31 protein-coding genes and 1 tRNA gene are annotated in these 25932 nt (G+C 65.1%); 14 read left to right on the top strand and 18 right to left on the bottom strand.

Going from position 1 to position 25932, the window contains the following annotated elements:
- Nucleotides 1–76 precede the first annotated feature (76 nt).
- From IVB28_RS24950 to IVB28_RS24935, 4 genes are all read right to left on the bottom strand, one after another.
- Nucleotides 77–583, bottom strand: coding sequence for a protein-tyrosine phosphatase family protein (locus IVB28_RS24950; protein ID WP_247529709.1), 507 nt, complete (start codon nucleotides 581–583; stop codon nucleotides 77–79).
- Between the two features lie 131 nt (nucleotides 584–714).
- Nucleotides 715–1329: an HD family hydrolase gene (locus IVB28_RS24945; RefSeq protein ID WP_247529708.1), complete on the bottom strand. Its 615-nt coding sequence runs from the start codon at nucleotides 1327–1329 to the stop codon at nucleotides 715–717.
- Complete coding sequence (locus tag IVB28_RS24940) at nucleotides 1326–1952, bottom strand: DNA-3-methyladenine glycosylase I (RefSeq protein WP_247529707.1); 627 nt, start codon at nucleotides 1950–1952, stop codon at nucleotides 1326–1328. Before IVB28_RS24940 ends, IVB28_RS24945 begins: the two co-directional genes overlap by 4 nt.
- Nucleotides 1949–2830: a folate-binding protein gene (locus IVB28_RS24935; protein ID WP_247529706.1), complete on the bottom strand. Its 882-nt coding sequence runs from the start codon at nucleotides 2828–2830 to the stop codon at nucleotides 1949–1951. The genes IVB28_RS24940 and IVB28_RS24935 overlap by 4 nt, the downstream gene beginning before the upstream one ends.
- A 101-nt stretch (nucleotides 2831–2931) precedes the next feature.
- Between IVB28_RS24935 and IVB28_RS24930 the strand changes: the two genes are divergently transcribed.
- The 5 genes from IVB28_RS24930 to IVB28_RS24910 all read left to right on the top strand — a co-directional run bounded on the left by IVB28_RS24930 (nucleotide 2932) and on the right by IVB28_RS24910 (nucleotide 7018).
- A complete protein-coding gene (locus IVB28_RS24930; protein WP_247529705.1) occupies nucleotides 2932–4266 on the top strand; it encodes a dihydroorotase in 1335 nt (444 codons plus the stop codon).
- A gap of 146 nt (nucleotides 4267–4412) precedes the next feature.
- Nucleotides 4413–5288, top strand: coding sequence for a sulfurtransferase (locus IVB28_RS24925; protein ID WP_247529704.1), 876 nt, complete (start codon nucleotides 4413–4415; stop codon nucleotides 5286–5288).
- A 71-nt stretch (nucleotides 5289–5359) separates the two neighbouring features.
- Nucleotides 5360–6049 (top strand): RNA polymerase sigma factor, encoded by a 690-nt coding sequence (locus IVB28_RS24920; RefSeq protein ID WP_247530164.1) that lies wholly within the window; start codon nucleotides 5360–5362, stop codon nucleotides 6047–6049.
- A 105-nt stretch (nucleotides 6050–6154) separates the two neighbouring features.
- Nucleotides 6155–6688: a DUF4142 domain-containing protein gene (locus tag IVB28_RS24915; protein WP_247529703.1), complete on the top strand. Its 534-nt coding sequence runs from the start codon at nucleotides 6155–6157 to the stop codon at nucleotides 6686–6688.
- A gap of 9 nt (nucleotides 6689–6697) precedes the next feature.
- On the top strand, nucleotides 6698–7018 hold the full coding sequence (locus tag IVB28_RS24910) for a cupredoxin family copper-binding protein (RefSeq protein ID WP_247529702.1): 321 nt from the start codon (nucleotides 6698–6700) through the stop codon (nucleotides 7016–7018).
- A gap of 75 nt (nucleotides 7019–7093) precedes the next feature.
- On the opposite strand, the gene IVB28_RS24905 is transcribed toward IVB28_RS24910, so the two are convergent.
- The 4 genes from IVB28_RS24905 to IVB28_RS24890 form a co-directional block, all read right to left on the bottom strand.
- Nucleotides 7094–7360: a hypothetical protein gene (locus IVB28_RS24905; RefSeq protein ID WP_028134933.1), complete on the bottom strand. Its 267-nt coding sequence runs from the start codon at nucleotides 7358–7360 to the stop codon at nucleotides 7094–7096.
- Between the two features lie 258 nt (nucleotides 7361–7618).
- Nucleotides 7619–7996, bottom strand: coding sequence for a TIGR02301 family protein (locus IVB28_RS24900; RefSeq protein ID WP_247529700.1), 378 nt, complete (start codon nucleotides 7994–7996; stop codon nucleotides 7619–7621).
- 42 nt (nucleotides 7997–8038) lie between these two features.
- Nucleotides 8039–8473: an NUDIX hydrolase gene (locus IVB28_RS24895; RefSeq protein ID WP_247529698.1), complete on the bottom strand. Its 435-nt coding sequence runs from the start codon at nucleotides 8471–8473 to the stop codon at nucleotides 8039–8041.
- A gap of 46 nt (nucleotides 8474–8519) precedes the next feature.
- Complete coding sequence (locus tag IVB28_RS24890; RefSeq protein ID WP_247529697.1) at nucleotides 8520–9020, bottom strand: hypothetical protein; 501 nt, start codon at nucleotides 9018–9020, stop codon at nucleotides 8520–8522.
- Nucleotides 9021–9083: 63 nt separating this feature from the next.
- Between IVB28_RS24890 and IVB28_RS24885 the strand changes: the two genes are divergently transcribed.
- Entirely contained in the window at nucleotides 9084–9848 is a 765-nt protein-coding gene (locus tag IVB28_RS24885; protein WP_247529696.1) for an SOS response-associated peptidase, read from the top strand.
- 13 nt (nucleotides 9849–9861) lie between these two features.
- Here the strand turns inward: IVB28_RS24885 and IVB28_RS24880 are convergent, their stop codons facing one another.
- From IVB28_RS24880 to IVB28_RS24855, 6 genes are all read right to left on the bottom strand, one after another.
- Nucleotides 9862–11055 carry a CoA transferase gene (locus tag IVB28_RS24880; RefSeq protein ID WP_247529695.1) on the bottom strand — a complete coding sequence of 398 codons (1194 nt, stop codon included), beginning with the start codon at nucleotides 11053–11055 and terminating at the stop codon, nucleotides 9862–9864.
- 38 nt (nucleotides 11056–11093) lie between these two features.
- Entirely contained in the window at nucleotides 11094–12023 is a 930-nt protein-coding gene (locus IVB28_RS24875) for a glycine reductase (RefSeq protein WP_247529694.1), read from the bottom strand.
- 158 nt (nucleotides 12024–12181) lie between these two features.
- Complete coding sequence (locus tag IVB28_RS24870; protein WP_247529692.1) at nucleotides 12182–12763, bottom strand: NUDIX domain-containing protein; 582 nt, start codon at nucleotides 12761–12763, stop codon at nucleotides 12182–12184.
- 71 nt (nucleotides 12764–12834) lie between these two features.
- On the bottom strand, nucleotides 12835–13278 hold the full coding sequence (locus IVB28_RS24865) for a GNAT family acetyltransferase (RefSeq protein WP_247529691.1): 444 nt from the start codon (nucleotides 13276–13278) through the stop codon (nucleotides 12835–12837).
- The gene (locus IVB28_RS24860) at nucleotides 13275–14702 is read right to left on the bottom strand and encodes an FAD-binding oxidoreductase (RefSeq protein ID WP_247529690.1); all 1428 of its coding nucleotides are present in this window, start codon (nucleotides 14700–14702) and stop codon (nucleotides 13275–13277) included. The genes IVB28_RS24865 and IVB28_RS24860 overlap by 4 nt, the downstream gene beginning before the upstream one ends.
- 80 nt (nucleotides 14703–14782) lie before the next feature.
- On the bottom strand, nucleotides 14783–15772 hold the full coding sequence (locus tag IVB28_RS24855) for an L-threonylcarbamoyladenylate synthase (protein ID WP_247529689.1): 990 nt from the start codon (nucleotides 15770–15772) through the stop codon (nucleotides 14783–14785).
- Nucleotides 15773–15840: 68 nt separating this feature from the next.
- On the opposite strand from IVB28_RS24855, the gene IVB28_RS24850 reads away from it, so the two are divergent.
- A tRNA-Pro gene (locus IVB28_RS24850) sits at nucleotides 15841–15917 on the top strand.
- Between the two features lie 415 nt (nucleotides 15918–16332).
- Nucleotides 16333–17307 carry a tripartite tricarboxylate transporter substrate binding protein gene (locus IVB28_RS24845; RefSeq protein ID WP_247529688.1) on the top strand — a complete coding sequence of 325 codons (975 nt, stop codon included), beginning with the start codon at nucleotides 16333–16335 and terminating at the stop codon, nucleotides 17305–17307.
- A 32-nt stretch (nucleotides 17308–17339) separates the two neighbouring features.
- On the opposite strand, the gene IVB28_RS24840 is transcribed toward IVB28_RS24845, so the two are convergent.
- Together IVB28_RS24840 and IVB28_RS24835 are read right to left on the bottom strand one after the other, a co-directional pair.
- Nucleotides 17340–17666: a hypothetical protein gene (locus IVB28_RS24840; protein WP_247529687.1), complete on the bottom strand. Its 327-nt coding sequence runs from the start codon at nucleotides 17664–17666 to the stop codon at nucleotides 17340–17342.
- Nucleotides 17667–17905: 239 nt separating this feature from the next.
- Nucleotides 17906–18130, bottom strand: coding sequence for a hypothetical protein (locus tag IVB28_RS24835; protein WP_247529686.1), 225 nt, complete (start codon nucleotides 18128–18130; stop codon nucleotides 17906–17908).
- Nucleotides 18131–18404: 274 nt separating this feature from the next.
- Here IVB28_RS24835 and IVB28_RS24830 point away from each other — a divergent pair, with 274 nt between their 5' ends.
- The 3 genes from IVB28_RS24830 to IVB28_RS24820 all read left to right on the top strand — a co-directional run bounded on the left by IVB28_RS24830 (nucleotide 18405) and on the right by IVB28_RS24820 (nucleotide 20775).
- Nucleotides 18405–19361, top strand: a complete 957-nt coding sequence (locus IVB28_RS24830) for an N-carbamoyl-D-amino-acid hydrolase (RefSeq protein WP_247529684.1) — start codon at nucleotides 18405–18407, stop codon at nucleotides 19359–19361.
- A 631-nt stretch (nucleotides 19362–19992) separates the two neighbouring features.
- Entirely contained in the window at nucleotides 19993–20415 is a 423-nt protein-coding gene (locus tag IVB28_RS24825; protein ID WP_247529683.1) for a DUF4118 domain-containing protein, read from the top strand.
- 150 nt (nucleotides 20416–20565) lie between these two features.
- Complete coding sequence (locus IVB28_RS24820) at nucleotides 20566–20775, top strand: hypothetical protein (protein ID WP_247529682.1); 210 nt, start codon at nucleotides 20566–20568, stop codon at nucleotides 20773–20775.
- A gap of 14 nt (nucleotides 20776–20789) precedes the next feature.
- Here IVB28_RS24820 and IVB28_RS24815 read toward each other — a convergent pair whose 3' ends face one another.
- Nucleotides 20790–22022, bottom strand: a complete 1233-nt coding sequence (locus tag IVB28_RS24815) for a class I SAM-dependent methyltransferase (RefSeq protein ID WP_247529681.1) — start codon at nucleotides 22020–22022, stop codon at nucleotides 20790–20792.
- A 159-nt stretch (nucleotides 22023–22181) separates the two neighbouring features.
- Here IVB28_RS24815 and IVB28_RS24810 point away from each other — a divergent pair, with 159 nt between their 5' ends.
- Together IVB28_RS24810 and IVB28_RS24805 are read left to right on the top strand one after the other, a co-directional pair.
- Nucleotides 22182–22706 (top strand): dTDP-4-dehydrorhamnose 3,5-epimerase family protein, encoded by a 525-nt coding sequence (locus IVB28_RS24810; RefSeq protein ID WP_247529680.1) that lies wholly within the window; start codon nucleotides 22182–22184, stop codon nucleotides 22704–22706.
- On the top strand, nucleotides 22703–23599 hold the full coding sequence (locus IVB28_RS24805) for an NAD-dependent epimerase/dehydratase family protein (protein ID WP_247529679.1): 897 nt from the start codon (nucleotides 22703–22705) through the stop codon (nucleotides 23597–23599). Before IVB28_RS24810 ends, IVB28_RS24805 begins: the two co-directional genes overlap by 4 nt.
- Nucleotides 23600–23796: 197 nt before the next feature.
- Here the strand turns inward: IVB28_RS24805 and IVB28_RS24800 are convergent, their stop codons facing one another.
- Nucleotides 23797–24774, bottom strand: coding sequence for a LysR family transcriptional regulator (locus tag IVB28_RS24800; protein ID WP_247529678.1), 978 nt, complete (start codon nucleotides 24772–24774; stop codon nucleotides 23797–23799).
- Between the two features lie 117 nt (nucleotides 24775–24891).
- Between IVB28_RS24800 and IVB28_RS24795 the strand changes: the two genes are divergently transcribed.
- Nucleotides 24892–25929 carry a class 1 fructose-bisphosphatase gene (locus IVB28_RS24795; protein ID WP_247529677.1) on the top strand — a complete coding sequence of 346 codons (1038 nt, stop codon included), beginning with the start codon at nucleotides 24892–24894 and terminating at the stop codon, nucleotides 25927–25929.
- Nucleotides 25930–25932: the final 3 nt, after the last annotated feature.

Here is a 25932-nt window from a genome sequence, read left to right as displayed (position 1 = left end):
GCACCCTCTCCCCAACCCTCTCCCGCAAGCGGGAGAGGGGGCGCAGTCCCTTCGGGGCTGCTATTCGACTCTCGCCTCATTCGAGCTCGATCGCGAAGGGGCGGCCCTCGGCCATCATCGCGCCCGGGCCGATCTCGTCCAGCGCGCGCAGCATGCGGCCGTTGCGTCCGAGCGCGCGGTCGGCAAGGCCGACGATGCGCCGGTTCGGGGAGGCGATCGGCGAGGCCGCGCGGATCTTCCTGGCGATGTCGAGTTCGTCGCGGTTTGGATTGAGCGCGCAGACAGCCGCGAACGCACTCGCGGTGGAGCGGCTGATGCCGGCATAGCAATGGACCACCAGCGGTGCGCTGCGGTCCCAGCCGCGTACGAAATTCAGCACCTGATCGATATGCGTCTCGGACGGCGCGACGAAACCGTCCAGCTCCTCGGTGATGTCGTCCATCGACACTTTGAGATGATTGGCGGGCAGCACGGACACCGGCCTTGCCACTTGCTCGACATTTGCCATGACCGTCAGCACGTGGCTGGCCCCGGTGAGGCGGACGGTTTCGGGAAGCGCGGCGAGGGAACAGACGTGGATCATGGCGGACCTTTTTGGCGGCGATTATAGCCGGTGCCGTAGGGCGGGCAAAGCGAAGCGTGCCCACCACTTTTGCCGCAAACGCGAGAAGATGGTGGGCACGGCGCAAGAGCGCCTTTGCTCACCTACGAGACCTACGCGAACACCGCGCCAAACCGTTCCAAAAACTGCTTCTCGGCCCGTGCCGCGGTCCAGGGCGTCAGGTAGTCGCGCTGGACGCTGTCGGAGAGGCCGGGATCCTTGCCGAACAGGCGCTTCGCCTCGGCCTCCCCGAAGCCGGCGAGCGCGGTCGCCTCCAGATAGGCCGCGCCGCGATCGGCGGCCTTGATGGCCAGCGTGATCTCCTCGGGCAGCTCCGGCGGCAAGCCGAAGCGGATGTGGATGGCGCCGAGCAGGCGCTTCTCGACCGCCTTGTAATGGCCGTCGAGCACGGCCTTGAACGGCGAGATCATGTCGCCGATCACATATTCGGGCGCATCGTGCAGCAGCGCGGCCAGCCGCATGCGCCGATCGACGCGCGGCATCTCGTGCCGCAGCACGGTCTCCACCAGCAGCGTATGCTGCGCGACCGAGAAGATATGCGCGCCGGTGGTCTGTCCGTTCCAGCGCGCGACTCGCGCGAGGCCGTGCGCGATGTCGGCGATCTCGACGTCGAGCGGCGAGGGATCGAGCAGGTCGAGCCGCCGGCCCGACAGCATGCGCTGCCAGGCGCGGGACTGCGCAACGCCCGCGGTCTTCTTCGCGGTCATTTTGCCTTGAGGCGCGGCTTGCGCTGCGTCTTGCCGCAGATCGCGTGACAATGGCAGTCGACGAGGTGGTCGTTGACCATGCCGGTCGCCTCCATGAAGGCATAGACGATGGTCGGGCCGACGAATTTGAAGCCGCGCGAGGACAGCTCCTTCGAGATCTGCATCGACAGGGGTGTCGAGGCCGGCACGCTCGCGGTGGTCTTGAACTGGTTGATCTTGGGTCGTCCGTCCATGAAGTCCCACAGCAGCTTCGAGAAGCCCGGCCCCTTCTCCATGATGTCGAGATAGGACTTCGCGCTCGCTATCGCGCCGTCGATCTTGGCCTTGTTGCGCACGATGCCGGCATCGTTCATCAGCGCATGAACCTTCTTGTCGTTGTAGCGCGCGATCTTCTCCGGCTGGAAATCGTCGAAGGCTTTGCGGAAATTGTCGCGCTTGCGCAAAATCGTGATCCAGGACAGCCCGGCCTGAAAGCCGTCGAGGATCAGTTTTTCGTACAGCGCGCGGTCGTCATATTCCGGCACGCCCCATTCGGTGTCGTGATAGGTAACGTAGAGCGGATCTTCACCCGGCCAGGGGCAGCGGGTCTTTCCATCGGGATGCAGGCGGGGAGCGCGGCTCATGCGGCGGGGGGCTTGGCTGGAATGCGGACGACGTCTGGCTCGGCGAGCGTCAAGGCCAGTCCGCCGGCAGTAAGCGGCTGGCCGGCATCGAGCGCCTCTGCGACACGGTCGATGCGCACCAGCGCAATGCCCTTGCCGCCGGAGGTTGAACCGATGGTGCCGACCGGCTTGTCGCCGGCGAGAATGGTCGCGCCGGCTTCGGGCGAGGGGCCGTCGAGCAGCACCTTGACGCTCCGGGTACGCGCGGTGCCGCGATGCTGCATCCGCGAGACGACCTCCTGGCCGACATAGCAGCCCTTGTCGAAATCGACGCCGGCAAGGCGGTCCATGTTGGTCTCGTGCGGGAACGCGTCGCTGTACATGAAATCGAGCCCCCCGCGTGGCACGCCGAGCGCGATGCGGTGCGCCTCGTATTCGGTCGCATCGACCAACTCGGCCTCGATGAGATCGGACAGCTTCTGCTTGAGATCTTCAGGGATCAGGATGCGAATGCCGAGGCCTTCATTGCGCGGGTCGGTGAAGGCGAGGTCCGGCTGAGCCGCGGGCTGGCCGTCCCAGGCGGCAAGCACGCCGAGATCGCCGGATAGGTTTTCCACCGTGACCTTGGCGCGCAGCTTGTAGAATTTCAGCTTGGTGGCGAGGCTATCTGCCAGCGGTTTCGGGCAGTCGATCAGAAACCCGCCGCCATCACCTTTAGGCACCTCGGTGATCAGGAAATCGACGATGATCTTGCCTTGCGGGGTCAGCAGCGCACCGAATCGGCCCAGGCCCGGTTTCAGCCTGTCGACGTCGGTCGTGACCAGGCCGTTGAGGAAGTTGCGCGCATCCTCGCCCGCGACCTTGACCACGCCCCGGTCGGGAAGAAACGCTGATTTCATACGAAAATCTCTTGCGACATGTTGCTCCGGAACGTAAGCCCGCGAGGCATAAACGACAAGACCTTGAGCCCTGCGCTTGGGGATGAGAGGGGCCTTCAGCCATGACCCAGCGTTTCGACGTGATCCTCAAAGGCGGCATTGTTGTCAATCAGGACGGCGAGGGTGTTCGCGATGTCGGCATCACGGGCGGCCGGATCGCCGAACTGGACCCGCTGTCGCAGGGCTCGGCCGCGGAGGTGATCGATTGCAAGGGCCTGCACATCCTGCCTGGCGTCATGGACACGCAGGTGCATTTCCGCGAGCCCGGACTGGAGCAGAAGGAAGACCTCGAGACCGGCTCGCGCAGCGCCGTGATGGGCGGCGTCACCGCCGTGTTCGAGATGCCCAACACGTCTCCCTTGACCGTGACGGAAGCCACATTCACCGACAAGGTGAAGCGTGCCCATCACCGCATGCATTGCGATTTCGCCTTCTTCATCGGCGGCACCCGCGAGAACGTGCAGGATTTGCCGGTGCTCGAGCGCGCGCCGGGCTGTGCGGGTGTCAAAGTGTTCATCGGTTCCTCGACCGGCGCGCTGCTGGTTGAGGACGACGAGAGCCTGCGCCGCATCTTCCAGGTGATTCGCCGCCGCGCCGCGTTCCATGCCGAGGACGAGTACCGTCTCAACGATCGCAAATCGCTGCGCATCGAGGGCGATCCGCGCTCGCATCCAGTATGGCGCGACGAGACCGCGGCGCTGATGGCGACGCAGCGGCTCGTCAAGCTCGCGCACGAGACGGGCAAGCGTATCCACGTGCTGCACATCTCCACCAAGGAAGAGATTGAGTTCCTGCGCGACCACAAGGACGTCGCCTCCTGCGAAGCGACGCCGCATCATCTGACGCTGGTCGCGCCCGAATGCTATGAGCGGCTCGGCACGCTGGCGCAGATGAACCCGCCGGTGCGCGGAGCCGATCATCGCGCCGGCATCTGGCGCGGCATCGAGCAGGGCATCATCGACGTGCTCGGCTCCGACCATGCCCCGCATACGCTGGAGGAGAAGCAGAAGACCTATCCGGCTTCGCCCTCCGGTATGACCGGCGTGCAGACGCTGGTGCCGCTGATGCTCGATCACGTCAACGCGGGTCGGCTCTCCCTAGCGCGCTTCGTCGACCTCACCAGCGCCGGCCCCGCGCGCCTCTACAACATGGCCTGCAAGGGCCGCATCGCCGCCGGCTACGACGCCGACTTCACCGTCGTTGATCTCAAGCGCAGCGAGACCATCACCAACAAATGGGTGGCATCCAAGGCCGGCTGGACTCCCTATGATGGCGTCCGAGTGACAGGCTGGCCCGTCGGCACCTTCATCCGCGGCCGCCGCGTGATGTGGCAGGGCGAACTCGTGACGGCCGCGCAAGGCGAGCCGGTACGATTCCTGGAGACGCTGAAGCAGTAGCCGTAGCCGCGGTGTTGTCACACATTCGTCATTGCGAGCGCAGCGAAGCAATCCAGAGTCTTTCCGCGGCGGTAGTCTGGATGCTTCGCTGCGCTCGCAATGACGAGTGGAGAGAGCTACACTCCCTCGAACGGGAGAGCAGTCCGATGCCCCAACCGACGCCCCTCATCACCACCGAGCAGCTCGCCGCCATGCTCGGCGATCCCAACCTGCGCCTCTACGACTGCACGACCTACAACGAGCCAGTGCCGCCGGGCAGCGACGTGCCGTACCGCGCGGTGCCGGGTGACAAGACGTTCGAAGCCGGCCACATTCCGGGCGCCGATTTTCTCGACCTGCAAGGCGAGTTCTCCGACGCCTCCGCGCAGCAATTCTTCATGATGCCCGGCGTGGCCCAACTCGAGGCGGCCTTCGGCCGCCACGGCCTCGACGCAGGCAAGATCATTGTGCTCTACAGTATCGGCACGATGATGTGGTCGACGCGGTTCTGGTGGATGCTGCGTTCGCTCGGCGTCGATGTGCATGTGCTCGATGGCGGCTACGACAAATGGGAGGACGAGGGGCGCCCGGTCGAGACAGGCGCACCGAAGGGATATCCAGCGACGACCTTCAAGGCCGCGCCGCGCGCGGGCTTCTTCGTCGACAAGACCGCCGTGAAAGCGCGGATCGGCGATCCCTCGACGATCATCGTGAACGCGCTCGGTCCGCAGTATCATCGCGGCCTCGAGCCGAGCCGCTACGGCCGGCCTGGCCGTGTTCCCGGCAGCGTCAACGTATCAGCTGCGGCCCTCGCCAACGCCGACAAGACGCTGACGAGCCTTGCCGATGCCGAAGCCCAATTCGCGGCGGCAGGCGTCACGCGCGACAAGAATGTGATCTGTTATTGCGGCGGCGGCATCTCGGCGACGATCGACCTGTTTCTGCTGACGCAGCTCGGCTACGACAAGCTGACGCTCTACGACGCCTCGATGGGTGAATGGGCGAGGGATCCGGCGCTGCCGATCGAGACGGACGAGTTGTAGAAAAATTGGGAACCTTTCCCCTGGACCTGCATCCAATGTCCGAAGTGAGACGAAACGAGCGGGTAATCGCCATGCCACGGACCGCAGCCGGCCTGTCCGCCGCCGTCAGGACATCGGAAGCCGAGTTGATTGACCGTGCGCGGCGCCGGGACGAAGCCGCATTGCGCGAGATCATGCAGGCCAACAACCGCAGGCTCTACAGGCTTGCCCGCGGTATCCTGCGCAGCGATAGTGAGGCCGAGGACGTGGTGCAGGAGACCTATATCCGCGCATTCACACATCTCGACGACTTTCTTGGCGCGTCGGCGCTGTCGACGTGGTTATCGCGCATTGCCATCAACGAAGCGCTCGGACGCGCACGCGGTCGAAGGCCGCAGGTCGAACTGGGATCGCTGCCGGAGGCCACGCTCGAAGCGCAGATTATCCAGTTTCCCCTTTCGTCCGCCGCAACTGATCCGGAAAAATCCATGGCTCAACGCGAGATCCAGCGCGTCGTCGAATACGCGATCGATGAATTGCCCGACGTCTACCGCATGGTCTTCGTCGCGCGGGTGATGGAAGGGATGAGCATGGAGGAGACGGCCGAGCTGCTCGGTATCAAGCCCGAGACCGTGAAGACGCGGCTGCACCGTGGCCGCACAATGCTGCGTGAGAACGTCGAGAAGAAGATCGGCCCGGTGCTGATGGATGCATTTCCGTTCGCCGGGCAGCGCTGCGAGCGCCTGACAGAGGCCGTGCTCGCGCGCCTTGGCGTCGGCTGATTGGCGTCGGCTGAAATTTTTCGGGAACGTTTGCGCGAAAGTCCCATCCAACCCCTGTGAAGCAACGCGCCGGCGAACCGTCCGGCAGCACAGGAGTATCAAACCATGTTGATCCGATGGAGCGCGGCGATCGCCGCGGCAATTCTGTTGTCGAGCCCCGCGCTGCTGCAAGGCGCCCTTGCCGCCGACAAGCCCACCGATCCGCAGATCGCCCACATCGCCTACACCGCGGGCGTGATCGACATCAACGCCGCCAAGCAGGCTCAGAAGAAGGCGAAGAGCAAGGACGTGAAAGCGTTCGCCGAGGACATGCTGCGCGACCACGAAGCGGTCAACAAGCAGGCGCTTGCGCTGGTCAAGAAGCTGAACGTCACGCCGGAAGACAACGACACCAGCAAGGCATTGTCCAAGCAGGCGAGCGAGAAGCTGGCCGAGCTCGACAAGCTGAGCGGTGCCGCGTTCGACAAGGCCTATGTCGCCAACGAAGTCGTCTACCATAAGGCAGTCAATGGCGCGCTGGAGACCCAGCTGATTCCGTCGGCGAACAACGCCGAATTGAAGAGCCTGCTGCAAACCGGCCTGAAGATTTTCCAGGGGCATCAGCAGCACGCTGAGCACGTCGCGGCCGAGCTGAAATAGGAGATAGCAATGATGCCGGTGCGACTGCCTTCGATCGCGATAGTGCTTGTCCTTGCGGCGATGGTCGCCCCGGCACACGCCGCAACCATCGAGATCACGATGGAGAATCTCGTGATCTCACCGGCCGAGATATCGGCGAGGGTCGGCGATACCATCAACTGGATCAACAAGGACGTCTTCGCCCACACCGCCACCGCGAAGAACGGCGACTTCGACGTGACGCTGCCACCGAAGAAATCGGCGACATCAGTTCTGAAGAAGGCGGGAACGGTCGATTATTACTGCCGCTATCATCCCAACATGAAAGCGACACTCAAGATCGAACCGTGAGGAGAGAGCACGTTCCCGCGCGCTACGTCCGTCAACTGGCCCCGTCCGCGTGGCGGGTTCATTTTTCGGCAGTGCCTATTGCCTGCAGATGTCGACCGAGAATTCGCCGTTGCGGATGCGGCCGGGAAAGCCCTCGACGAACTTGGCGACCGCATCCTCGCCATAGGTGCCGACGAGCTCGGCAAAAGCCGCGAACAGGCTCGCCTGCGCCAGGCAGTCGCCGTCGACGCCGTCATGGCGCGCTTCGGCCCAGGCCTCGTTGAGATAGCTCAGTGCGGCCTGCTTCTGCTCGTGATCGGGCAGCGGCGCGCGTGCGGGGGCGTAGGAAATCGGCTGGCTCATGAAACTCGATCAGGGCTGGGGCGCGATCCACGGCGATGCGCTGTGCGAGAGGTGTAGCACGAGCGTTAACGACCGCTAGGCCACATCTTTAAGAACGGTTAACGGCTGTGAACAAACTCGATGACAGAGTTCCAGCCGCTATCATTCCGGGGCGCGACGAAGCAGCGAACTATGGTGCGCAATTGCGCACCTGAGAATCCATCAGGCGGCGGACTTTGCGGTTGAATGGCTCGCGCTGCGCGTGCTCCGGAGAGAGTCTTAGTTCGCGTAGCGCGCCGTCAGATCGCGCGAGATCTTCGAGCCTTCGTCGATATAGCGGCGGATCGCCACCGTCGCGGCCGGCGTGCAGCTCCGGTAGGTCTGCTGAAAGCCGTTATAGCCGCGGTTAAAGCCCGCGATCATGCGGGTGCGGCGCTCGCCGGAGGGGGTTTCGGCATCGATCAGCGCCTGCATCTCGTTGCGCCATTTGTTGCCCTCGTTGGAGCCGCAGATGCCGCGCAGATAGTGCAGCCCGCCGAGGATCTCCGCCAGCCGCTGCAAATCGCCGTCAAACGGCGCCGCCACGTCCTGGGCCCTCGTGGGCGCAGAAGCGCAAGCGAGAATCAGGGCAAAAATGGCGAGAAATCGCGTGGACATCGGCGGGCTGTATGCCCCCTCGGGGCGATGGGCGCAAGGCGGTCAGGGGCCGATCAGGCGCGCGGCGGACTGGATGACCTCTTCCAGCCCCCCGGTCAGCTTGAGGTCGCCGAGGCCAGCCAAGGCGTCGGGCGCGATCCAGCGGTAGTCGTCGAGCTCGTCGTTCAGGACCGGCTCCTTGGCCACCCAGCGGGCGGCAAACGACATGATCAGGTAATGGCCGGCCCCCGCGGCAGCCGGCAGCACCTCGCGCCAGCCGGCGAGGCCAACGATCGCGATGTCGAGCCCGGTTTCCTCATCGACCTCTCGGCTCAGTGCCTGGTGCAGCGATTCTCCGAATTCGACCCGGCCGCCCGGGAGCGAGTAGAAGCCCTTGGCGGGCGAGCGGGCGCGGCGGGTCAGCAGCACCTTGCCGTCGCGGAAAATGGCGGCGCTGACGGCGAGCTGGGGATGGGTGGGCTGGACGACCGGAACCATTTTCTTAGGACCTGTTCTGAAAGGACGTGTTCTGAAAGGACCTGGTTCAGTTCGCCATAATGGTATCGACGTCGGCCTCGGCCCCGCCATGAATGATGCCGCCGCAGGCCGCGATCAGCGGCTTGACCCAGAGCGCGGCCTGTTCGGCGAGACGGATGCGCGTCGTGTCCTTTTCGACCTCGCGCATCGCCGAGCCGACCGCAGTCAGGATCGAGGTCATGGTATCGGTCAGGTGGTCGAACTGGGCGCGGACGTTGGGATCAGCCTTCTCATAGGCTTCGATCGCGAGGTCGCGTGCCTTGAAATTCGACGCCGTGAAATGCTCGGCATAGGACAGCGGCGACCAGGTCAAAAAATCTTCGGCGCATTCCGGCATGTCGGGGACCATTTCGAGCAGCATCACGGCTTCATTGAAATGGTTGAGATAGTCAGTGGCAAGCCCGGTCCGCGGATTGATGTTGGCCACGCGCAGCCGCTCCGCCCAGGCGGAGGCCTCGGGGCCCGTCTGTACGTGCGTCCGCGCGGGTTGGGAGGCCATTGAGCTCATCAGCCGCAGTGTTAACGTTCGGGGTTAAAAGGACCTGAACGGACCCTATATAGACGCCTTGGGATGTGTGGACGGTTTGTCATAACTTCGGCCCCCGCGGCCTTGCGGCAACTGTTCGGCTATGTCGAGCAGCCGAATTTCCCGCCTCGGTACAACGTGGCGCCGACACAACCGATTCCGGTCGTGTGGACCGAGAACGGCGCGCGCCATTTCCGCCTGATGCGCTGGGGCCTCTTGCCCGGCTGGGTCAAGGATCCCCGCGGATTCACGCTCCTGATCAACGCCCGCTCGGAGACGATCCTTGAGAAGCCCGCCTTCAAGAGGGCTATTCGCCGGCGGCGCGGATTGATCCCGGCGGATGGCTATTACGAATGGAAGGTGGAGGACGGCCGCAAGCAGCCCTTCTTCATCCACCGTTCCGACGGTGCACCGCTCGGTTTCGCTGCGGTGTTCGAGACCTGGGCCGGGCCGAACGGCGAGGAGCTCGACACGGTTGCGATCGTCACAGCCGCGGCGGGCCAGGATCTTGCGACGCTGCATGACCGCGTTCCCGTCACCATCAGCCCACGCGATTTCGAATGTTGGCTTGATATTCGCGGCGACGAGGTCGATGCGATCCTGCCGCTGATGACCGCCCCGCGCCGCGGCGAATTCGCCTGGCACCCGGTCTCCACCCGCGTCAACCGCGTCGCCAATGACGACGAGCAGCTCGTGCTGCCGATCAGCGCGGAGGAGATGGCGGCGGAGGCAGAGGCGGCCAAGCCGAAGAAGGCGGCGCGGAAGGCGGCGGTTGGCTCGGCGGACGACGGGCAGGGGTCGTTGTTTTAAGCGGCGCCGCCGTTCACACAATCTCTTTCGCTCGCAGCCCCGCAATCTCTGCTGCATCAAACCCCAGCTCGCCCAGTACCGCATCGGTATCCGCACCCAGTTCCGGCGCCATCCGGTCCAGCTTGCCGCCGCCATGGGCGAGCTTGAAGCCGCTGCCGGCAAAGCGCAGGCGGCCATAGGGCGTATCGAGCTCCTGGATCGCGCCGCGCGCCTTGATTTGCGGATGGTCGATGATTTCCTCGACCTTCCAGATGCTGGCGCAGGGCGCCCCGGCATCTTCCAGAATGGTCTCCCATTCGCGCGCAGATCTTGCCGCTAGCGCCTCCTCGATGATGGTGCGCAACGCAGGCTCGTTCTCGTTGCGCGCGAACCAGTCGGCAAAGCGCGGATCTGACAGCGTGTCCTCGCGGCCGAGCGCGCTCATCAGCGCGCGGTACTGCTTCTCGTTGTTGACGGCGAGCAGGATGTGGCTGTCGCCGCACTTGAACAGGTTCGCCGTGGTCCTGCGGCTGACCGCCTGGTTGCCCGACAGCTGCTGGCGATGGCCGGCAACCGACCAGTCCGCGATCTGTCCGGACAGAAACGCCAGCGTCGCCTCCAGCATGGAGACGTCGATGAGCTGGCCCTTGCCGGTGCGGTCGCGTTGATAAAGTGCGCTCGACACGCCGAACGCGGCGGTCGCGCCCGAAAGTACGTCGCACACGGCAAAGCCCGCCCGCGTCGGTCCGGTCTCGGGATGGCCCGTGATCGCCATGATGCCCGACAGCGCCTGCATCTTGCCGTCATAGCCGGGCCGCAGGCGGTCCGGGCCGGTCTGGCCGAATCCCGACACCGCGCAATAGATCAGTTTTGGATTGATCGCCGAGAGTGCCTCATAGCCGATGCCGAGCTTGTCCATGACGCCGGGGCGGAAATTCTCCATGACGACGTCGACCTGGCTCGCAAGCTTCTTCACGATCGCGATCGCCTCGGGCTTCTGCAGATCGAGCGTCAGGCTGCGCTTGTTGCCGTTGATGGCCTGAAACGCGGGCGCGAGCCCGCGCTCGGCCCATTCGCGTGACAGCGGCGTGCGGCGCATGTCCTCGCCCTCGCGCCGCTCGACCTTGATGACGTCGGCGCCGAGCAGCGCGAGCTGGTAGCTTGCATAGGGGCCGGCCAGCACTTGGGTGAAGTCCAGGATCTTCACGCCCTCGAATGGTCGCGTCACGTCGCTCTCCCCTGTTTGCTTGACGTTACCGGAGGACGTCAGGCGGCGCGGTTGCCGCGCGCGATCTCCTTCTGCTTGTCGAATTCGGCACGGCGGCGCGCCAGCTCTTCCGGCGAAAGCTGCGCGACGTTGTTGTAGTCGAGCTTCCAGGAGGCGTCCTCGCTCCAGCGCAGCGGCGATTGCATCGTGGTCTGCGGGCCGCTCGCGGTCTCCAGCAGCGTGAGCGCGAGCTCAAGCGTCTGCGCCTGCGAGGCGATATCATGCGGCTTGCCGGCGGAATTGCCGAGCGGGAAGTCGCTGAACAAGAAGCGCGGCACCGCCGCGTGCTCAATGATGTCCTTGGCGCAGCCCATGATCACGGTCGGAATGCCGCCTGCTTCGAGATGCCGCGCCACCAGCGCGGTGGTCTGGTGGCAGACCGGGCAGTTCGGCACCAGCAGCGCGACATCGACCTCGTCGGCAAGGCAGCGCGCCAGAATCTCCGGCGCGTCGGTGTCGAGCGTGACACGATGGCTGCGGTTGGTCGGCGCGCCGAAGAAGCGCGGGGCGACCTCGCCGATCCGCCCGGCGGCGGACGCCTTCAAGAGCTGCGGCAGCGGAAACCAGGTGCCGTTGTCGGTCGCCGTGGTGTGCTTGCGGTCGTAGCCGATGTGCGAGATGCGAAGGTCGTGCGCTTTCGAGGTGTCGCCGTCATAGACCGCGTAGAATTTCGCGCTGCCGTTATACGCCGCGCCGGGTCCCTGGTCGCCCTTGGCGGGATCGAACGGCGCAGCGGTCGTGACGATGGTCACGCGCGACTTTGCCAGCGGCTTCTTCAGCGGCTGGAACGGCGCTGAGGTGTAACGCGCCCAGCGGTACGCCGTGGTGTAGCCGATCGCCGCGTAATAATCCCGCGTGCGCTGCATATAGGGGACGGGGGCATCGTAGTCGGGCGCAAAGCCGAATTCGTCGTCGCGCGGAGCGGACATGGGCGCGTCTCCTGGTTCTTGGTTGGGGCCAGACTAGAGATAGTTTTCGGGTTGCTCAACGGGGGGAGGGTGGACGCAGGACAGGATTGCAGACGAGGGTGAAGCGGCGTCGGCGGTGCCTCTTATCCTCCAGGGAGGTGAGAGGCGCCAGCGCGAGCTCACCTGAACACATGCAGCGCCACGTACTGCAACAGCATGATCGCCTTGGCGTCGATGATGCGTCCGTCGGCGATCATCGCCAGCGCATCGTCCATCGAGAGCTCCAGCACCTCGATGTCCTCGCCCTCGTGTTCCAGGCCGCCGCCGTCGCTGACGCGCATCGAAGGCTCGTACTCGGCGACGAAGAAATGCAGCTTCTCGGTGATGGCGCCCGGGCTCATGAAGGCCTCGAACACCTTGTGGACGTGGTGCAGGCGATAGCCGGTCTCCTCCTCGGCCTCGGCGCGGATGCGCTCCTCGGGCTCGGCGTCGTCGAGCACGCCGGCGGCGGCCTCGATCAGGAGATCGTCGTAGCCGCGGATGAAGGCCGGCAGACGGAACTGGCGCACTAGGATCACCGTACGCTGTGCGCGATTGTACGGCAGCACGGCCGCGGCGTTGTCGCGCTCATAGGTTTCCCGGTGCTGCGTCTGCCACGCGCCATTGCCGCGCCGGTAGTCGAACGTCGTGGTCTTCAGCGGGGTCCAGCCGTCCGAGAGCACGCGGACGTCCTTGATGCGGACGCGGTCGGCAATTGTCATGGAGCCTCTCCGTTGTCTTTACCTCGCCCCGCAAACGGACCGAGGGGCGCAGCTGCGTTCGCGGCCGCATCTCAGTTGCTTGGGGTGGTTTCCCGGTCGTCGAGCCATTTCTGGAACATCACCGAGGTGGATTCCGTAAAGCCCAGCGACTTGTAGAACGCACTGGCCGGCGCGTTCTCGCGGCGGACCAGCAGCTGGAGTTTTGCGATTCCGGCCGCGCGCAGCCAGCCCTCCGCCGCCGCCATGATGCCGCGGCCATGGCCGCGCTTCTGGCTGTCAGGATCGACCGCGACGTAATAGACCCAGCCGCGATGGCCGTCATGGCCGACCATGACCGTTGCCGCGATCGCGCCATCGTCGCGGCCGATCAGCACGGTGGAATTGTCGCGCCGCCGCGCCAAAGCGATGTCGGCGTGTGGATCGTTCCAGGGCCGGGTCAGGCCGCAGCGCTGCCACAGCGCGACAACGGGCTCGACATCGGCATCGGTGATCGCAGAGATCGCAAGGGCGCTCACAGCACCTTCCCCGGATTCATGATTCCATGCGGGTCGAGCATTGCCTTGATGGATCGCATCAGCTCGATCGCGGTCTTGTCCTTGACGACGGGCAGCTCGTCGCGCTTGAGCACGCCGATGCCGTGCTCGGCCGAGATCGAGCCGCCCATGCGCAGCACGATCGCGAACACCACCGCGTTCATCTCGTGCCAGCGCGCCAGAAAATCGGCGGTGTCGGCGCCGATCGGCTGGCTGACGTTATAGTGCAGATTGCCGTCGCCGAGATGGCCGAACGGCACCGGCCGCGCACCGGGGATCAGCTTCACCACGGCGGCGTCGGCCTCGGCGATGAATTCGGGCACGGCCGCGACCGGCACGGAGATGTCGTGCTTGATCGAGCCGCCTTCCGGTTTCTGCGCCGAAGACATTTCGTCGCGCAGCTTCCAGAAGCCGGCGCGCTGGGTGAGGCTCGACGCGATCACGGCATCGTCGACGATCTCTTCCTCCATGGCGCGGGCGAGGATCGTCTCCAGCGGCGTGCGGGCATCCTCGCTGGCTGCGGACAATTCCATCAGCACGTACCAGGGATGCTTCGCCTGGAGCGGATCGCGCACGTCGATGCCGTGCTTGACCGAGAACTCCACCGCCATCTCCGACAGCAGCTCGAAGCTCGTCAGCGCATTGGCGGCTTCGCCTTGCGCGATCGTGAGCAGCTTGAGCGCCGCCGCCGGCGACTTCAGCCCGACGAAAGCGGTCTCGACCGCCCGCGGCTTCGGAAACAATTTCAAAGTTGCCGCCGTGATGATGCCGAGCGTGCCTTCGGCGCCGATGAAGAGGTTGTGCAGATTGTAGCCGGTGTTGTCCTTCTTCAGCTTCGACAGCGAATTGAGCACGCGCCCGTCGGCCAGCACCACCTCGAGCCCAAGCGCCATCTCGCGCGCCACGCCATAGGCGAGCGCGGCGGTGCCGCCGGCATTGGTCGAGAGATTGCCGCCGATGGTGCAGCTGCCTTCCGCGCCCAGCGACAGCGGAAACAGCCGGTCGACCTCGGCGGCCTTCTGCTGCGCGATCTGCAGCACCACGCCGGCCTCGCAGGTCATGGTGTTGGAGGCGGTGTCGACCTCGCGAATCTTGTCCAGGCGCCGCAGCGACACCACCACCTCGCCATTGTGCGGCGTCTGCCCGCCGACGAGCCCGGTATTGCCGCCCTGCGGCACCAGCGCGATGTTGTGCGCGGAGGCCAGCTTGCAGATCTCCGAGACCTCTGCCGTCGAGCCGGGGCGCAGCACCAGCGGCGAGCGGCCGTGGAACAAATTACGCTCTTCGGCGAGGTAAGGCGCGATGTCGGTCGCATCGGTGATGGCGTGGCGTTCGCCGACGATGTTGCGGAATTGCGCGATCAATTCGGGCGCAAGCGGCGGGGTGGCGGATGGATTGACGTTCATTTTCGTGTCTCTTCTCAAGCGTCTTACTCTTTGCGCATGATCTTGTCGGAAAACCGCTGCACACTTTTCCGGATCATGCGCTATCGCGCAACCGCCGCCCGGCGCAGCCGGTCGTTGATCGCTTCGCCGAGGCCTTCCTCGGGGATCGTCATCACGGCGATCGCACGTGGGCTCTTCGCATCCAGTTCGCGAAGATAACCGAACAGATTGGCGGCGGCTTCATCGAGATCGGCCGTGGGCGACAAATTCATGACAGCGGCGGCGCCATCGATGCCGGCCAGCCGCGCAGGACCGAATGCGAGCAGCGCCTCGCCCGCTGCCACCTCGCGGGCATCGAGCCGCACAGGGGCGCGCGGCGCGTAATGCGAGGCCAGCATGCCCGGGGCCAGCGGCTGGCTGTCGTCGCTTTCGGCATCCATCGGCGGCCGAGCCAGGGCTGCGCCCAGCACCGCCTCGATCCGTTCGCGCGACAACCCGCCTGGCCGCAACAGCATCGGTGCCTCGAAGCAGCCGACGATCGTCGATTCGACGCCGACCGTAACAGGCCCGCCGTCGACGATGAGGTCGATCCGCCCCGCAAGATCGCTCTCGACATGGGCGGCCAGGGTCGGCGAAACGTGGCCGGAGATGTTGGCGGACGGCGCCACCACGGCCCCGCCAAAGGCGCGCAGGATCGCCTGCGCGACGGGGTGAGCGGGAATGCGGATCGCGACGGTGTCGAGGCCGGCGGTGGCGAGCTCCGCCACCGGGCAGCCGTCAGTCTTCGGCACCGCCAGCGTCAGCGGCCCCGGCCAGAACGCCTCCGCAAGCCTCAACGCGCGCGCGTCGAACCGCCCGATCCGCCGCGCGGCTTTGAGGTCGGCGACATGGGCAATCAGCGGATTGAACGCCGGCCGCCCCTTTGCGGCGTAGAGATGGGCGATGGCGGTGGCATTGGCAGCGTCCGCCCCGAGCCCGTAGACCGTCTCAGTCGGAAACGCGACCAGCCCGCCGGCGGCCAGGGCCCGGGCGGCAGCCTCCGCGCCGGCCGCACCGGCCGGTAAAACCAGCGTTTCAAGGCCCGTTTTCACAGGGACAAAATTCCTCATCTCGGCCGCTTGCGGTGCGTCAAGCCCAACGCTATAAGCCGCCTTCTTGTCGGAGTGTGGCTCAGCCCGGTAGAGCACTGCGTTCGGGACGCAGGGGTCGCAGGTTCGAATCCTGCCACTCCGACCATTCTTCCAAAAGTCGACGTTTTCCAGAGGCTTGGCCGACCGGCCGCCGGTGCCTCAGGAGCGCCTTTTTGCAACGATTTAGGGCGCGGGTCCACGGCCGATTTGGTCGGGCAGAGGCTTGTGCCGCAGCGGCATGGCTTTCTTTTCCCCGGCATCCCTGATCCGGCGTTGTACGGTAGGTCAGAGAATTACCGTCTCGCCGCGAGCGAGCCTAATCAAAAGCGCCGCTAGGCAAGGCTCGCACGCGGCCTCCTCTGACGCTTCCGCAATTGCCTCGAAAACCGCCGGAGCTCATCAAACGCTCGCGCTCGGGACGATCGGTTGCTATCCGCTCAGACCGACGGTTAGATGAACTGCAGTCGATCGCAGCTTCAAGCCGCGTGATCGGCCAATAACAAAAAACAGGGCTGGAAATCATGAACACGAAGATCGTCGCGCTCGTTGCCGCTTTCGGTTTCGCTGGCTGCGGCTCGGCATGGGCCGCGTGGCCGGATGACAAGCCAATCGAAGTCGTCGTCGGCTTTGCACCCGGCGGCGGCACCGATGTCATGGCTCGTAAACTTCTTCCGTTCGTCGAGCGTGCGCTGGGCGGCAAGGCGAAGTTTGTCGTCTTGAACAAGCCCGGCGCCGGCGGAGAGATTGCGTTTGCTTCGATCGCGCGCGCGGCGCCCGACGCCTATTCGATCGGCGTCGTTAACGTGCCGGGCTACAATTTCTTGCCGATGACTCGCAAAACCCAATACACCACGGACGAAATCCGGCTGGTCGCACGGGTCGTCGAGGATCCGAACGTGATCGTGGTGCGTGCCGACAGCAGATTCAAGAATCTGCCGGGCATCATTGCCGCACTTCGTAGCAAGCCCGGCTCGGTGACGTTTGGTCACAATGGTGCTGGCACGAACGGCCATTTGGCCATTCGTATGCTCGCAGCGGCCGCGAAGGTGGAGCCCAACGAAATCTCCTACCGGGGAACGGCCGCACAGAGGACCGATCTGTTGGGTGGGCATCTGGAAGTTGGGATGGTCACCCTCAGTGAGATTCCCGAATTGCATGGGACCAACAAGGGGCAACTTCGCGTCATCGCGATCCTGTCGCAGAAGCGCGTTCCAGCGCTGCCCGAAGTTCCGACGGCAGAGGAGGTGGGCTTTGCGGTCATCACGACGGCAGAACGCGGCTTCGCGGTCCCGAAGGGCGTTCCGGACGACATCGTCAAGAAGCTGGAAGCGGGGATTGCCGAAGGCCTGCGCAACCCTGAGTTCGTGACGAGCTCGCCCGGCGAGGAGCCGGTGATCGCCTTCATGCCGGGTGCCGAGTGGCAAAAACGCCTCGATGCCATGTCCGACGCTTTGCGTCCTTATGCGGAGGACATCCGAGCGAACGAGCAGAAGTGATCATCCTGCAATAGCCGGCGGCTGTCGCGAGACTACCTTCTCGCCACTAGCACACCGAGCATGAACGCCACCATCAGCGCCGGCAGCGGTGCTTCGCGTACCATGTCGCGCACGATGTCCGGCCAGTGTCGCTCCGAGGATCGGCCCGGCAATCGCAAATCACCTGAAGGCTCGATGCCCCAGCTCGAAGCGAGCTCGGCGATCTCGCTTTGCGCCAGACGCACATCGTCGCGGACGCGGTAGATGGCGGTCCCGGAGCGGTCGCGCGGAGCGAGCAGCATCAGCGTGGTTACGGCCGTGCGCAGCGTCATCTCGCCATAACCTTGCAGCCGCACCTGCTCCTCGGGATCGGACGTCATGCCAAATTCCTCACTGCGCCAAATTCTTCACAACGCCAAATCTTCACAGGGCAAAGCGGCGCGCGAAGGCGCGAAGGCCACCGTCGCGCACAGGACCAGCGTGGACACCGCGCCGGCCACGTCGCGCGCTGATGCGCTCGCGTCAGGTGCCTGGTCATGATCCTGCTCCATGCTCTGCATGGCAATGGCGGCGGCGCGGCGTTGGTTCCACGCGCGGGTGGCGAATCGGCGAGCGCCTTCTACTTCCGCAGCAGTTCGCTCAGCGCCGCCGTCGCCTCGGCGCAGCGGACGTCGTCGATCTCGCGCGACAGGCCGAGCGCGCTCGCTCTCAGCTCTTGGACCGTCCAGCTGTCCGGATGCTGGCTTTCGAGCTGACCGAGACGCTTGTTCAGATCGTCCAGTCTCGATTGGAGCTGCGAGACGCTGGCGTCTCCATTCACTTTCCAAACGCGTTGTGCACGCATCGTCGTTCCCCTGATCGTCTCACGGCCTTGTGAGAGCGGTTCGTGGCCGGAATGGGAGTTTGTTTTGTCCGGCTTCAGACGGTGGGGAACCGTTGCATATTCGCAACGAAATTCCCGGATTTTCGTGAGCGGCCGCGCGATGACCCGATGACACCCCGCAGGCACGGAATTTGATTGTGTCCCGTCACGACGATGGGCGAGCCGGCCTGTGCGCGCGGTGCGCCGTTCGATAGGCTCACGCCCGAACGCACACCGGGACATGAAGGAATGACGCGTGGCGAGATTTGTAACTGTTGCAGCGGGCCAGCTTGGCCCGGTCGCCAGGACCGAGACCAGGACCGAAGTGGTGGCCCGGCTGATGGCCTTGATGCGCGAGGCGAAGGCTTGCGGCTGCGACCTGATCGTTTATCCCGAGCTCGCGCTGACGACGTTTTTTCCGCGCTGGCATTTTGAAGATCAGGCCGAGATCGACAGCTTCTTCGAGCGCGAGATGCCGGGCTCCGAGACGCATCCTTTGTTCGATCTGGCGCGTGAACTCGGGGTCGGCTTTTGCCTCGGCTACGCCGAGTTGACGGTCGAGGCCGGAATTGTCAGGCGCTACAACACGTCCATTCTCGTCGACAAGAGCGGCGCGATCATCCTGAGGTATCGCAAGGTCCATCTGCCCGGCCACGCCGAGCACGAGCCGTGGCGCAAATTTCAGCATCTGGAAAAGCGCTATTTCGAGCCGGGCAGCGGCTTCGGCGTCGCCAGCGCGTTCGGCGGCGTCATGGGCATGGCGATCTGCAATGATCGCCGCTGGAGCGAGACCTACCGGGTGATGGGCCTGCAGGGCGTCGAGATGGTGATGATCGGCTACAACACGCCGGCGCACAATCCGCCCGCGCCGGAGCATGACGATCTCTCGCTATTCCACAATCATCTGGTGATGCAGGCTGGCGCCTATCAGAACGGCACCTTCGTCGTCGGCGTCGCCAAGGCCGGTATCGAGGAGGGCGTCGACCATATCGGCGGCAGCTGCATCATCGCGCCCTCGGGTGAGATCATCGCGAGATGCGCGACCAAGGGCGACGAGATCGCGCTGGCGCGCTGCGATCTCGACCTCTGCAACTCCTACAAGCGCACCACCTTCAATTTCGACCTCCACCGCCAGCCCCAGACCTATGGGCTGATCGTGGAGCGCAAGGGGGTAACGACGATGGCGGACGGAACGCCGGCGCGGGCGAGGTGATGCGCTCTCTGTCTCGTACTCCCGATGGAGCGAAAGCGCTCGCCCGGCATCTTGCACTGTCCCGGATGACGCTGGCGCTCGATCCGGGCTACGCGAGCGTGGCTATGTCGCCCCGCTGTCAATCCTTCTCCAAAAATATTTCGCTTTACCGAAATTCGGGTTTGTCGCGCCCTCTTGGATTTGAGGGTGAGAGATGAAGCAAAGCTCGGGCGAAATCAGCCGCGAGGATGCGCAGGCGTGTCTGCAGGGTCGTAGGATGGGTAGAGCGAAGCGAAACCCATCATGCTTCGTCCACTCGATACATGATGGGTTTCGCAAGGGCTCTATCCATCCTACGTCACTGCGAGTCGAATGTGCATTGAGGTTCGCAATGCTGCCCCCTCCGATGCGGTGCGCTGCAGAGCCGGGGCCCATCACTCCGCGCCCTACCGTGTCGCCCCTCGGTCCCGGTTTCGCGCCGCAACGCTGGCGCGTTGCGGCTTGTCCGGGAAAGAAGCATTCCAGACCCCAATTCTGCGGTGCGGGTCGTTTACCAATCCCGTGGGGATGCAATTTGCATCTCGCGGTTTGCTTGCGGGTGTAGTACTTTCGTCTCAAGCGGGCCCGGTTAACGGGCGGCAGGGGGAAGCTGATGAGGCGTGCGGGGCTGTTTGGCGTACCGCCGGTACGGCCATGGTCGTGGCAGGCGTTTCTGCTCGGATGCGTCGTTGTCGCAATGTCGGCTGGGCTTCAGGGCATCTGCGTCGCGCTCGGCGCAAAGCTCTATTTTGCAGCGTTCCTGCCCGGCCTGTTCGTGCTCGGCATCGTGGCGGGCACGCCGGCGGCGGGGCTTGCCGCGTTGTTCACCATTCCGCTGGTATGGTGGGCGTTCATTCCGCCCTTTTTCGAGTTCAACTCCCTGACCAGTGCGAATACCGATTCCATCAACCTGTTCTGCCTGCTCGCCGTGCTGCTGATCGGCCTTGCCGATCTCTGCCGCCAGACAATGAGGATCAGCAGCCGTGGCGGGCTCAAGCCCCCGGGCGGCGAAGGCGCGGCAACGAATCCGCAATAAACCGCTCTCGAAATCAGGCTTGCACGAAGTCGCGCGTTGCCTGCGCGCAACAGTCCGGCAACCATCCGCGAGCTTGCCGCGCGCCGCTAACTTTTCGAAAAAGATTTGGCCGCAATTTCTTCCCCGGGAATGACGAGGGAGTTTTCGGACATGAACGGCCAAATCAATGGTCACGCCATCCTGGAGAACGTGCGCCGCTATCGCGGCATCGCATCGCTCTATCGCCAGACTGCTGCGTTCCGCCCAGGCCAGAGCTGGTCGTTGCTGGAGCAGGCGAGCGATTGGGAAGCGCGGGCGTTGTCGGAGCTGGAAGCCTATTTCGCGTTGCGCGCGGACCATGCGGCTCCGCTCGCAGCCTGATCGTTAACCATCGCTCACGATATGATCGTGAGATCCGGCGCGGGCACCACGAATTGTCCGCCCCAGGCGCGGACCTCCGCCAGCTGGGCGGTGATCTCGTCCTTCAGATTCCAGGGCAGGATGAAGACGTAATCCGGTCTGGCTGCGATCAGGGCGGCGGGATCGCGGATCGGCAGATGCGTTCCCGGAAGCAGCAGGCCCTGCTTGTGCGGATTGCGGTCCACGGTGAACGGAATCAGCTCGCGCGTGACGGCGCAATAATTGAGCAGCGTATTGCCCTTCGCCGGCGCGCCATAGGCCAGCACCGTCCTGCCCGCGCGCCGCGCCGCGATGAGAAAGTCGCGGATCGTCTCGCGCTTGGCCACCACCTTCGCCTGAAAATCACCGTAGGTCGCCGGCCGGCCGAGCCCTGCGACAGCCTCGCGCCGGCGCAATCTCTCAAGCGGGGGCGAGGACCTGTGAGGCGCAGCTTCGGTGCAGACGTGCAGGCGCAGCGAGCCGCCGTGGGTCGGCAATTCCTCCACGTCGAACACGCGCAAGGCATGCGCGCGAAAGACCGTCTCGAGGGTCGCGAGCGAGAAGTACGACAGATGCTCGTGATAGATCGTGTCGAACTGGATGCCTTCGATCAGGTTCAGCAGATGCGGAAGCTCCAGCGTCGCGAGCCCGGTCTCGGGCAGGAGGATGCGCAGGCCGGCGACGAAATCGTTGATATCGGGGACGTGCGGCAGCACATTGTTGGCGACGATCAGCGCGGGACGGTGGCCTTCGGCGCGGAGGGCGGTGGCGACATCGCGGCCGAAATAGCAGGTCCGGGTCGGAATGCCCTTGGCGATGGCAGCTGTCGCCGGGCCGCTGGCAGGCTCGATCCCAAGCGCTGGGATGCCGGCGCGCTGAAAATACTGCAAGAGATATCCGTCGTTGCTGGCGATCTCGATCACCTCCGACGCTGCGCCCAGCCTCGCGCGGGCGATCATCTCGGCGGCATAGCTCTCCGCATGAAGCAGCCAGCTCTCGGAATAGGACGAATAATAGAGATACTGGTCGAAGATGTTCGCCGCAGGCTCGAATTGCGGAAGCTGGACCAGCCCGCAGGCACCGCACGCGCGGGCATGCAGCGGATAGGTCGGCTCGGTCGCGTCCGCCCGCTCCGGCGGCAGATAAGAATTCGCCAGAGGCGACAGGCCAAGATCGACGAAGGTCTCGTCGAGCTCCCGCGCGCAAAAGCGGCATCGATGCCTATCCATGGATGGATCGTCCCGTTGTGCCGTCGTGCCGCGGCTGTTAGTGAATTCTCACAAGCCACGGAAATTCCGCCAACGTTGCGCAACATGCAACCCAAAAGGCGTTTCGGTGAACGGACGTTCGCAACGCGGGATGCGCGCGTCGCCGCGCGGGAGCCTGAGATGAAGTTCACTCCATTGGCTCTGCCGGGCGTGGTCGAAATCGGGGTCGAGCCGGAGCTTGACGCGCGCGGATTCTTTGCCCGGCTGTTCGACGCCGAGGCGTTCGCGGCGCACGGATTGCCGACGCATTTCGCGCAGCACAGCCTGTCCCGCAACGAACGCGCCGGCACCCTGCGGGGCCTGCACCACCAGGCCGGCCGGCCGGAGGCCAAGTTGGTGCGGTGCGTTGCCGGCCGCGCCTTCGACGTGATCGTCGATTTGCGCCGGTCGCTGCCGAGCTATGGGCAATGGTGCTCGGTCGAGCTCGCCGCCGACCGCGGCAATGCGGTGTTCATTCCCGCCGGATGCGCGCATGGCTTCCAGACGCTCGTGGGTGGCACCGATCTGATGTATTGCATCGACGTTCCCTATGATCCGCACGGCGCTTCCGGCATTCGCTGGGACGATCCCTCGCTGGCGATCGCCTGGCCGCTGCCTGATCCGATCCTGTCTGCGCGCGACCGCGCGCTGCCGTATCTTCGATGAAACGGGTGCTGGTCACGGGCGCGTCCGGATTCCTCGGCCGCGCGCTGTTGCCCGCGCTGGTCGCTCGCGGCTTCGAGGTTCACGGCGTCGCCCGCTCGGCTCAGTCGGCGACCTCAGGCGTGACGTGGCACGCGGCTGATCTCCTCACCGAAGCCGGCCGCAGGCAGGCGCTGTCCGCAGCGCGTCCGACGCACCTGGTTCATCTCGCCTGGGAAGCCCGGCCGGGCCGCTATCGCGAGGATCCCGTCAACGGGCTGTGGGCGGAGGCCAGCATCGACTTGCTCGCGCGCGCGAGGGCCGGCGGCACCCGCCGCATCCTTGGCATCGGAAGCTGCCTCGAATACGGACCGCAGAGCGGCCCATGTGAGGAACGTACCAGCCAATGCAATCCCACGACGCTGTACGGACAAGCCAAGCTCGCTACGGCCGAAGCCTATATCGCGGCAGGCGCGAGCTGGGGCCGCGTATTTGTCCCGTTCGGCCCGCACGAGCCCGAGGCGCGCCTCATCCCCTCGCTGATCCGGAGCCTGCGCGCGGGACGACAATTCGACTGCTCGCATGGCGGGCAGCTGCGTGATTTCGTCTATGTCCATGACCTCGCGCAGATGATCGCCGCCGTGCTCGGCAGCGAACTCACCGGCGTGGTCAATCTCGCCAGCGGCGAAGTGCGCAGCCTGCGCAGCGTGATCGAGCATGTCGCAGGCCTGCTCGAAGCACGCCATCTGGTCAGGTTCGGCGCCGCCGCCGCCAGGGGTGTCGACGCCGAGCCGATCATTGCCGCTGACGTCAGCCGCCTCCGCGGGGTGACCGCAGGCGTGCCGGTTGTGGGATTCGAAGAGGGCGCCGCACGCGGCCTCGCGTGGTGGATCGATCGTCTGCCGGGGAGGGAATGACGTTTACCCGTGGCAATTACGGAGTTGTCTCGCTGCCCGCCTGTGCTAGCAACGGGACGACCGACATCTCCTTCACGCCGGCCGGGGCAAGCGATGACCACCTTCAACCGCATCTTCACGACCGGGCGTCTGCTCCAGATCATCCTGATCCTGGCAGCGACCATCGCCATGAAGCTGATGAGCTGAACGCGGGCGGATCATCGTCCGCCGAGTTCGGGCACCTCGGGCAGATAGTTCGACCCTTCCGAGCCCAGAAAATCGAACATCGCCTGGGCCGGCGGCAGCAGCACCTTGTCGCTGCGGCGGATCACGTACCATTGCCGCACGATCGGCAGGCCCGCGACGTCGAGCACGATGAGCCGGCCCTCGGTGAGCTCGTGCGCCACCGTGTGGGCCGAGATAAAGGCGATGCCGAGCCCGGCGATCACGGCCTGCTTGATGGTCTCGTTGCTGCTCATCTCCATGCCGATGATCGGCTCGAGATCCGACTTCTGGAACATGCCCTCCATCAGCGTCCGCGTGCCCGAGCCGGGCTCGCGGGTGAGGAAAGTCTCGTGCACGAGATCGGTCAGGTTGAGGCCGGAATCCTTCTCCAGCCAGTGCCCCTTGCGCGCGACGATGATGTGCGGATTGCGCCCGAGCTGGCGGACGTCGACGGTGACGTCGGCCGGTGGCCGACCCATCACCGCGAAATCGAGGTCGTAGCCGTGCATGGCCTCGCGGATCTCCTCGCGATTGCCGATGGTCAGCTTGATCTCGATCTTGGGGTACCGCTTGGAGAACGCCGCGATCGCGTGCGGCACGAAATATTTGGCGGTCGACACCGCGCCGAGATGCACGGTGCCGCCGGTCCGCCCCGCGAGCAGGTCGAGCGCGCCTTGGCAGTCCATGATGGCGGCCTCGACCCGTTCGGCCAGCGTCAGCACCTCCTTGCCCGCCTCCGTCAGCAGCATGCCGTCGCCGGTCCGCTGCACCAGCGGCAAGCCGGCGAGGTCCTGCAGCTGCCGGAGCTGCTGGGTCACGGCGGGCTGGGTTAGCCCGAGATGGCCGGACGCGGCCGTCACGCTGCCCTTGGCGGAGAGCGCCGCAAGCGAGCGCAGCTGCCGGATCGTCAGATGCCGGAGTTGGGTCGTCGCGTGGCCGGGGCTATTATAAGAAAATTCTTTGACGCTCATTATGAATAGAAATTTTCCTTATTAAGCCTCCCCTGTCAATCTCCTGATGCCGGGACTGATCGTACCGACCTCCAGAGGGGAGGGAACTGGATACGGCGCCCGCAAGGGGATGCGCTGATGACCGGGCAATTGAAGCTGGACGACCACCTTCAACGGTATTGCGAGACCGCACCTCACGCGCTGGCCGTGGCGGCCGCGGTCGATGCCATCGCGGCGGCGGCGATCGAGATCGCCGATCTCATCGCCACCGGAGACTTTGTGGACGCCTCCGGCCTGACCACCGGCCGCAACTGCGACGGCGACCTCCAGCGCGATCTGGACGTGCAGGCGGATGCGATCCTGCGCCGCTGCCTCAGCAAGCTGCCAGTCGCAGCCCTCGCCTCGGAAGAGATGCGCGAGGCCCAGATCGGCGATCGGAAGGCCAAGATCTGCATCGCGATCGATCCGCTCGACGGCTCCTCCAACATCGACATCAACATGACGGTCGGTACGATCTTCTCGATCCTGCCCGCCCCGGACGACCTCGCGCTCGCCTTCCATCAGCGCGGCTCGGCGCAGCTTGCGGCGGGCTTCGTCACCTACGGTCCGCAGACCTCCCTGGTGCTGACGCTCGGCGAGGGCGTCGACATCTTCACGCTCGACGGAAAGGCGGGCTGCTTCCGCCTCGCGCGCGCCGGCGCTCAGATCGCCGAGACCTGCGAGGAGTTCGCGATCAACGCGTCGAACCGCCGGCACTGGGAGCAGCCGGTGCGCGCCTTCGTCGACGAGTGCCTCGCCGGCGTCGAAGGGCCCGCCAACCACAATTTCAACATGCGCTGGGTCGGCTCGCTGGTCGCCGAGGCCTACCGCATCCTCACCCGTGGCGGCGTCTTCCTCTATCCCTCGGACGCGCGTCCCGGCTACGGAGACGGCCGCCTGCGCCTGATTTACGAAGCGCATCCGATGGCCATGATCATCGAGCAGGCCGGCGGCTCCGCCACAACGGGGCGCCAGCGCATCCTCGACCTCTCGGCGCAGAGCCTGCACCAGCGCGTGCCGCTGATCATGGGCTCGAACAACGAGGTGCGCCGCGTCGAGGAGCTGCATTGCGATCCGCTGCTGGTCGCCAGCGTCTCCGCACCGCTGTTCGCGCGGCGTGGCTTCTTCCGGCTGTAAGCG

The organism is Bradyrhizobium sp. 199 (assembly GCF_023073355.1).
In the GTDB taxonomy this organism is placed as follows: domain Bacteria; phylum Pseudomonadota; class Alphaproteobacteria; order Rhizobiales; family Xanthobacteraceae; genus Bradyrhizobium.
This window is presented reverse-complemented; position numbering and strand designations above follow the sequence as displayed.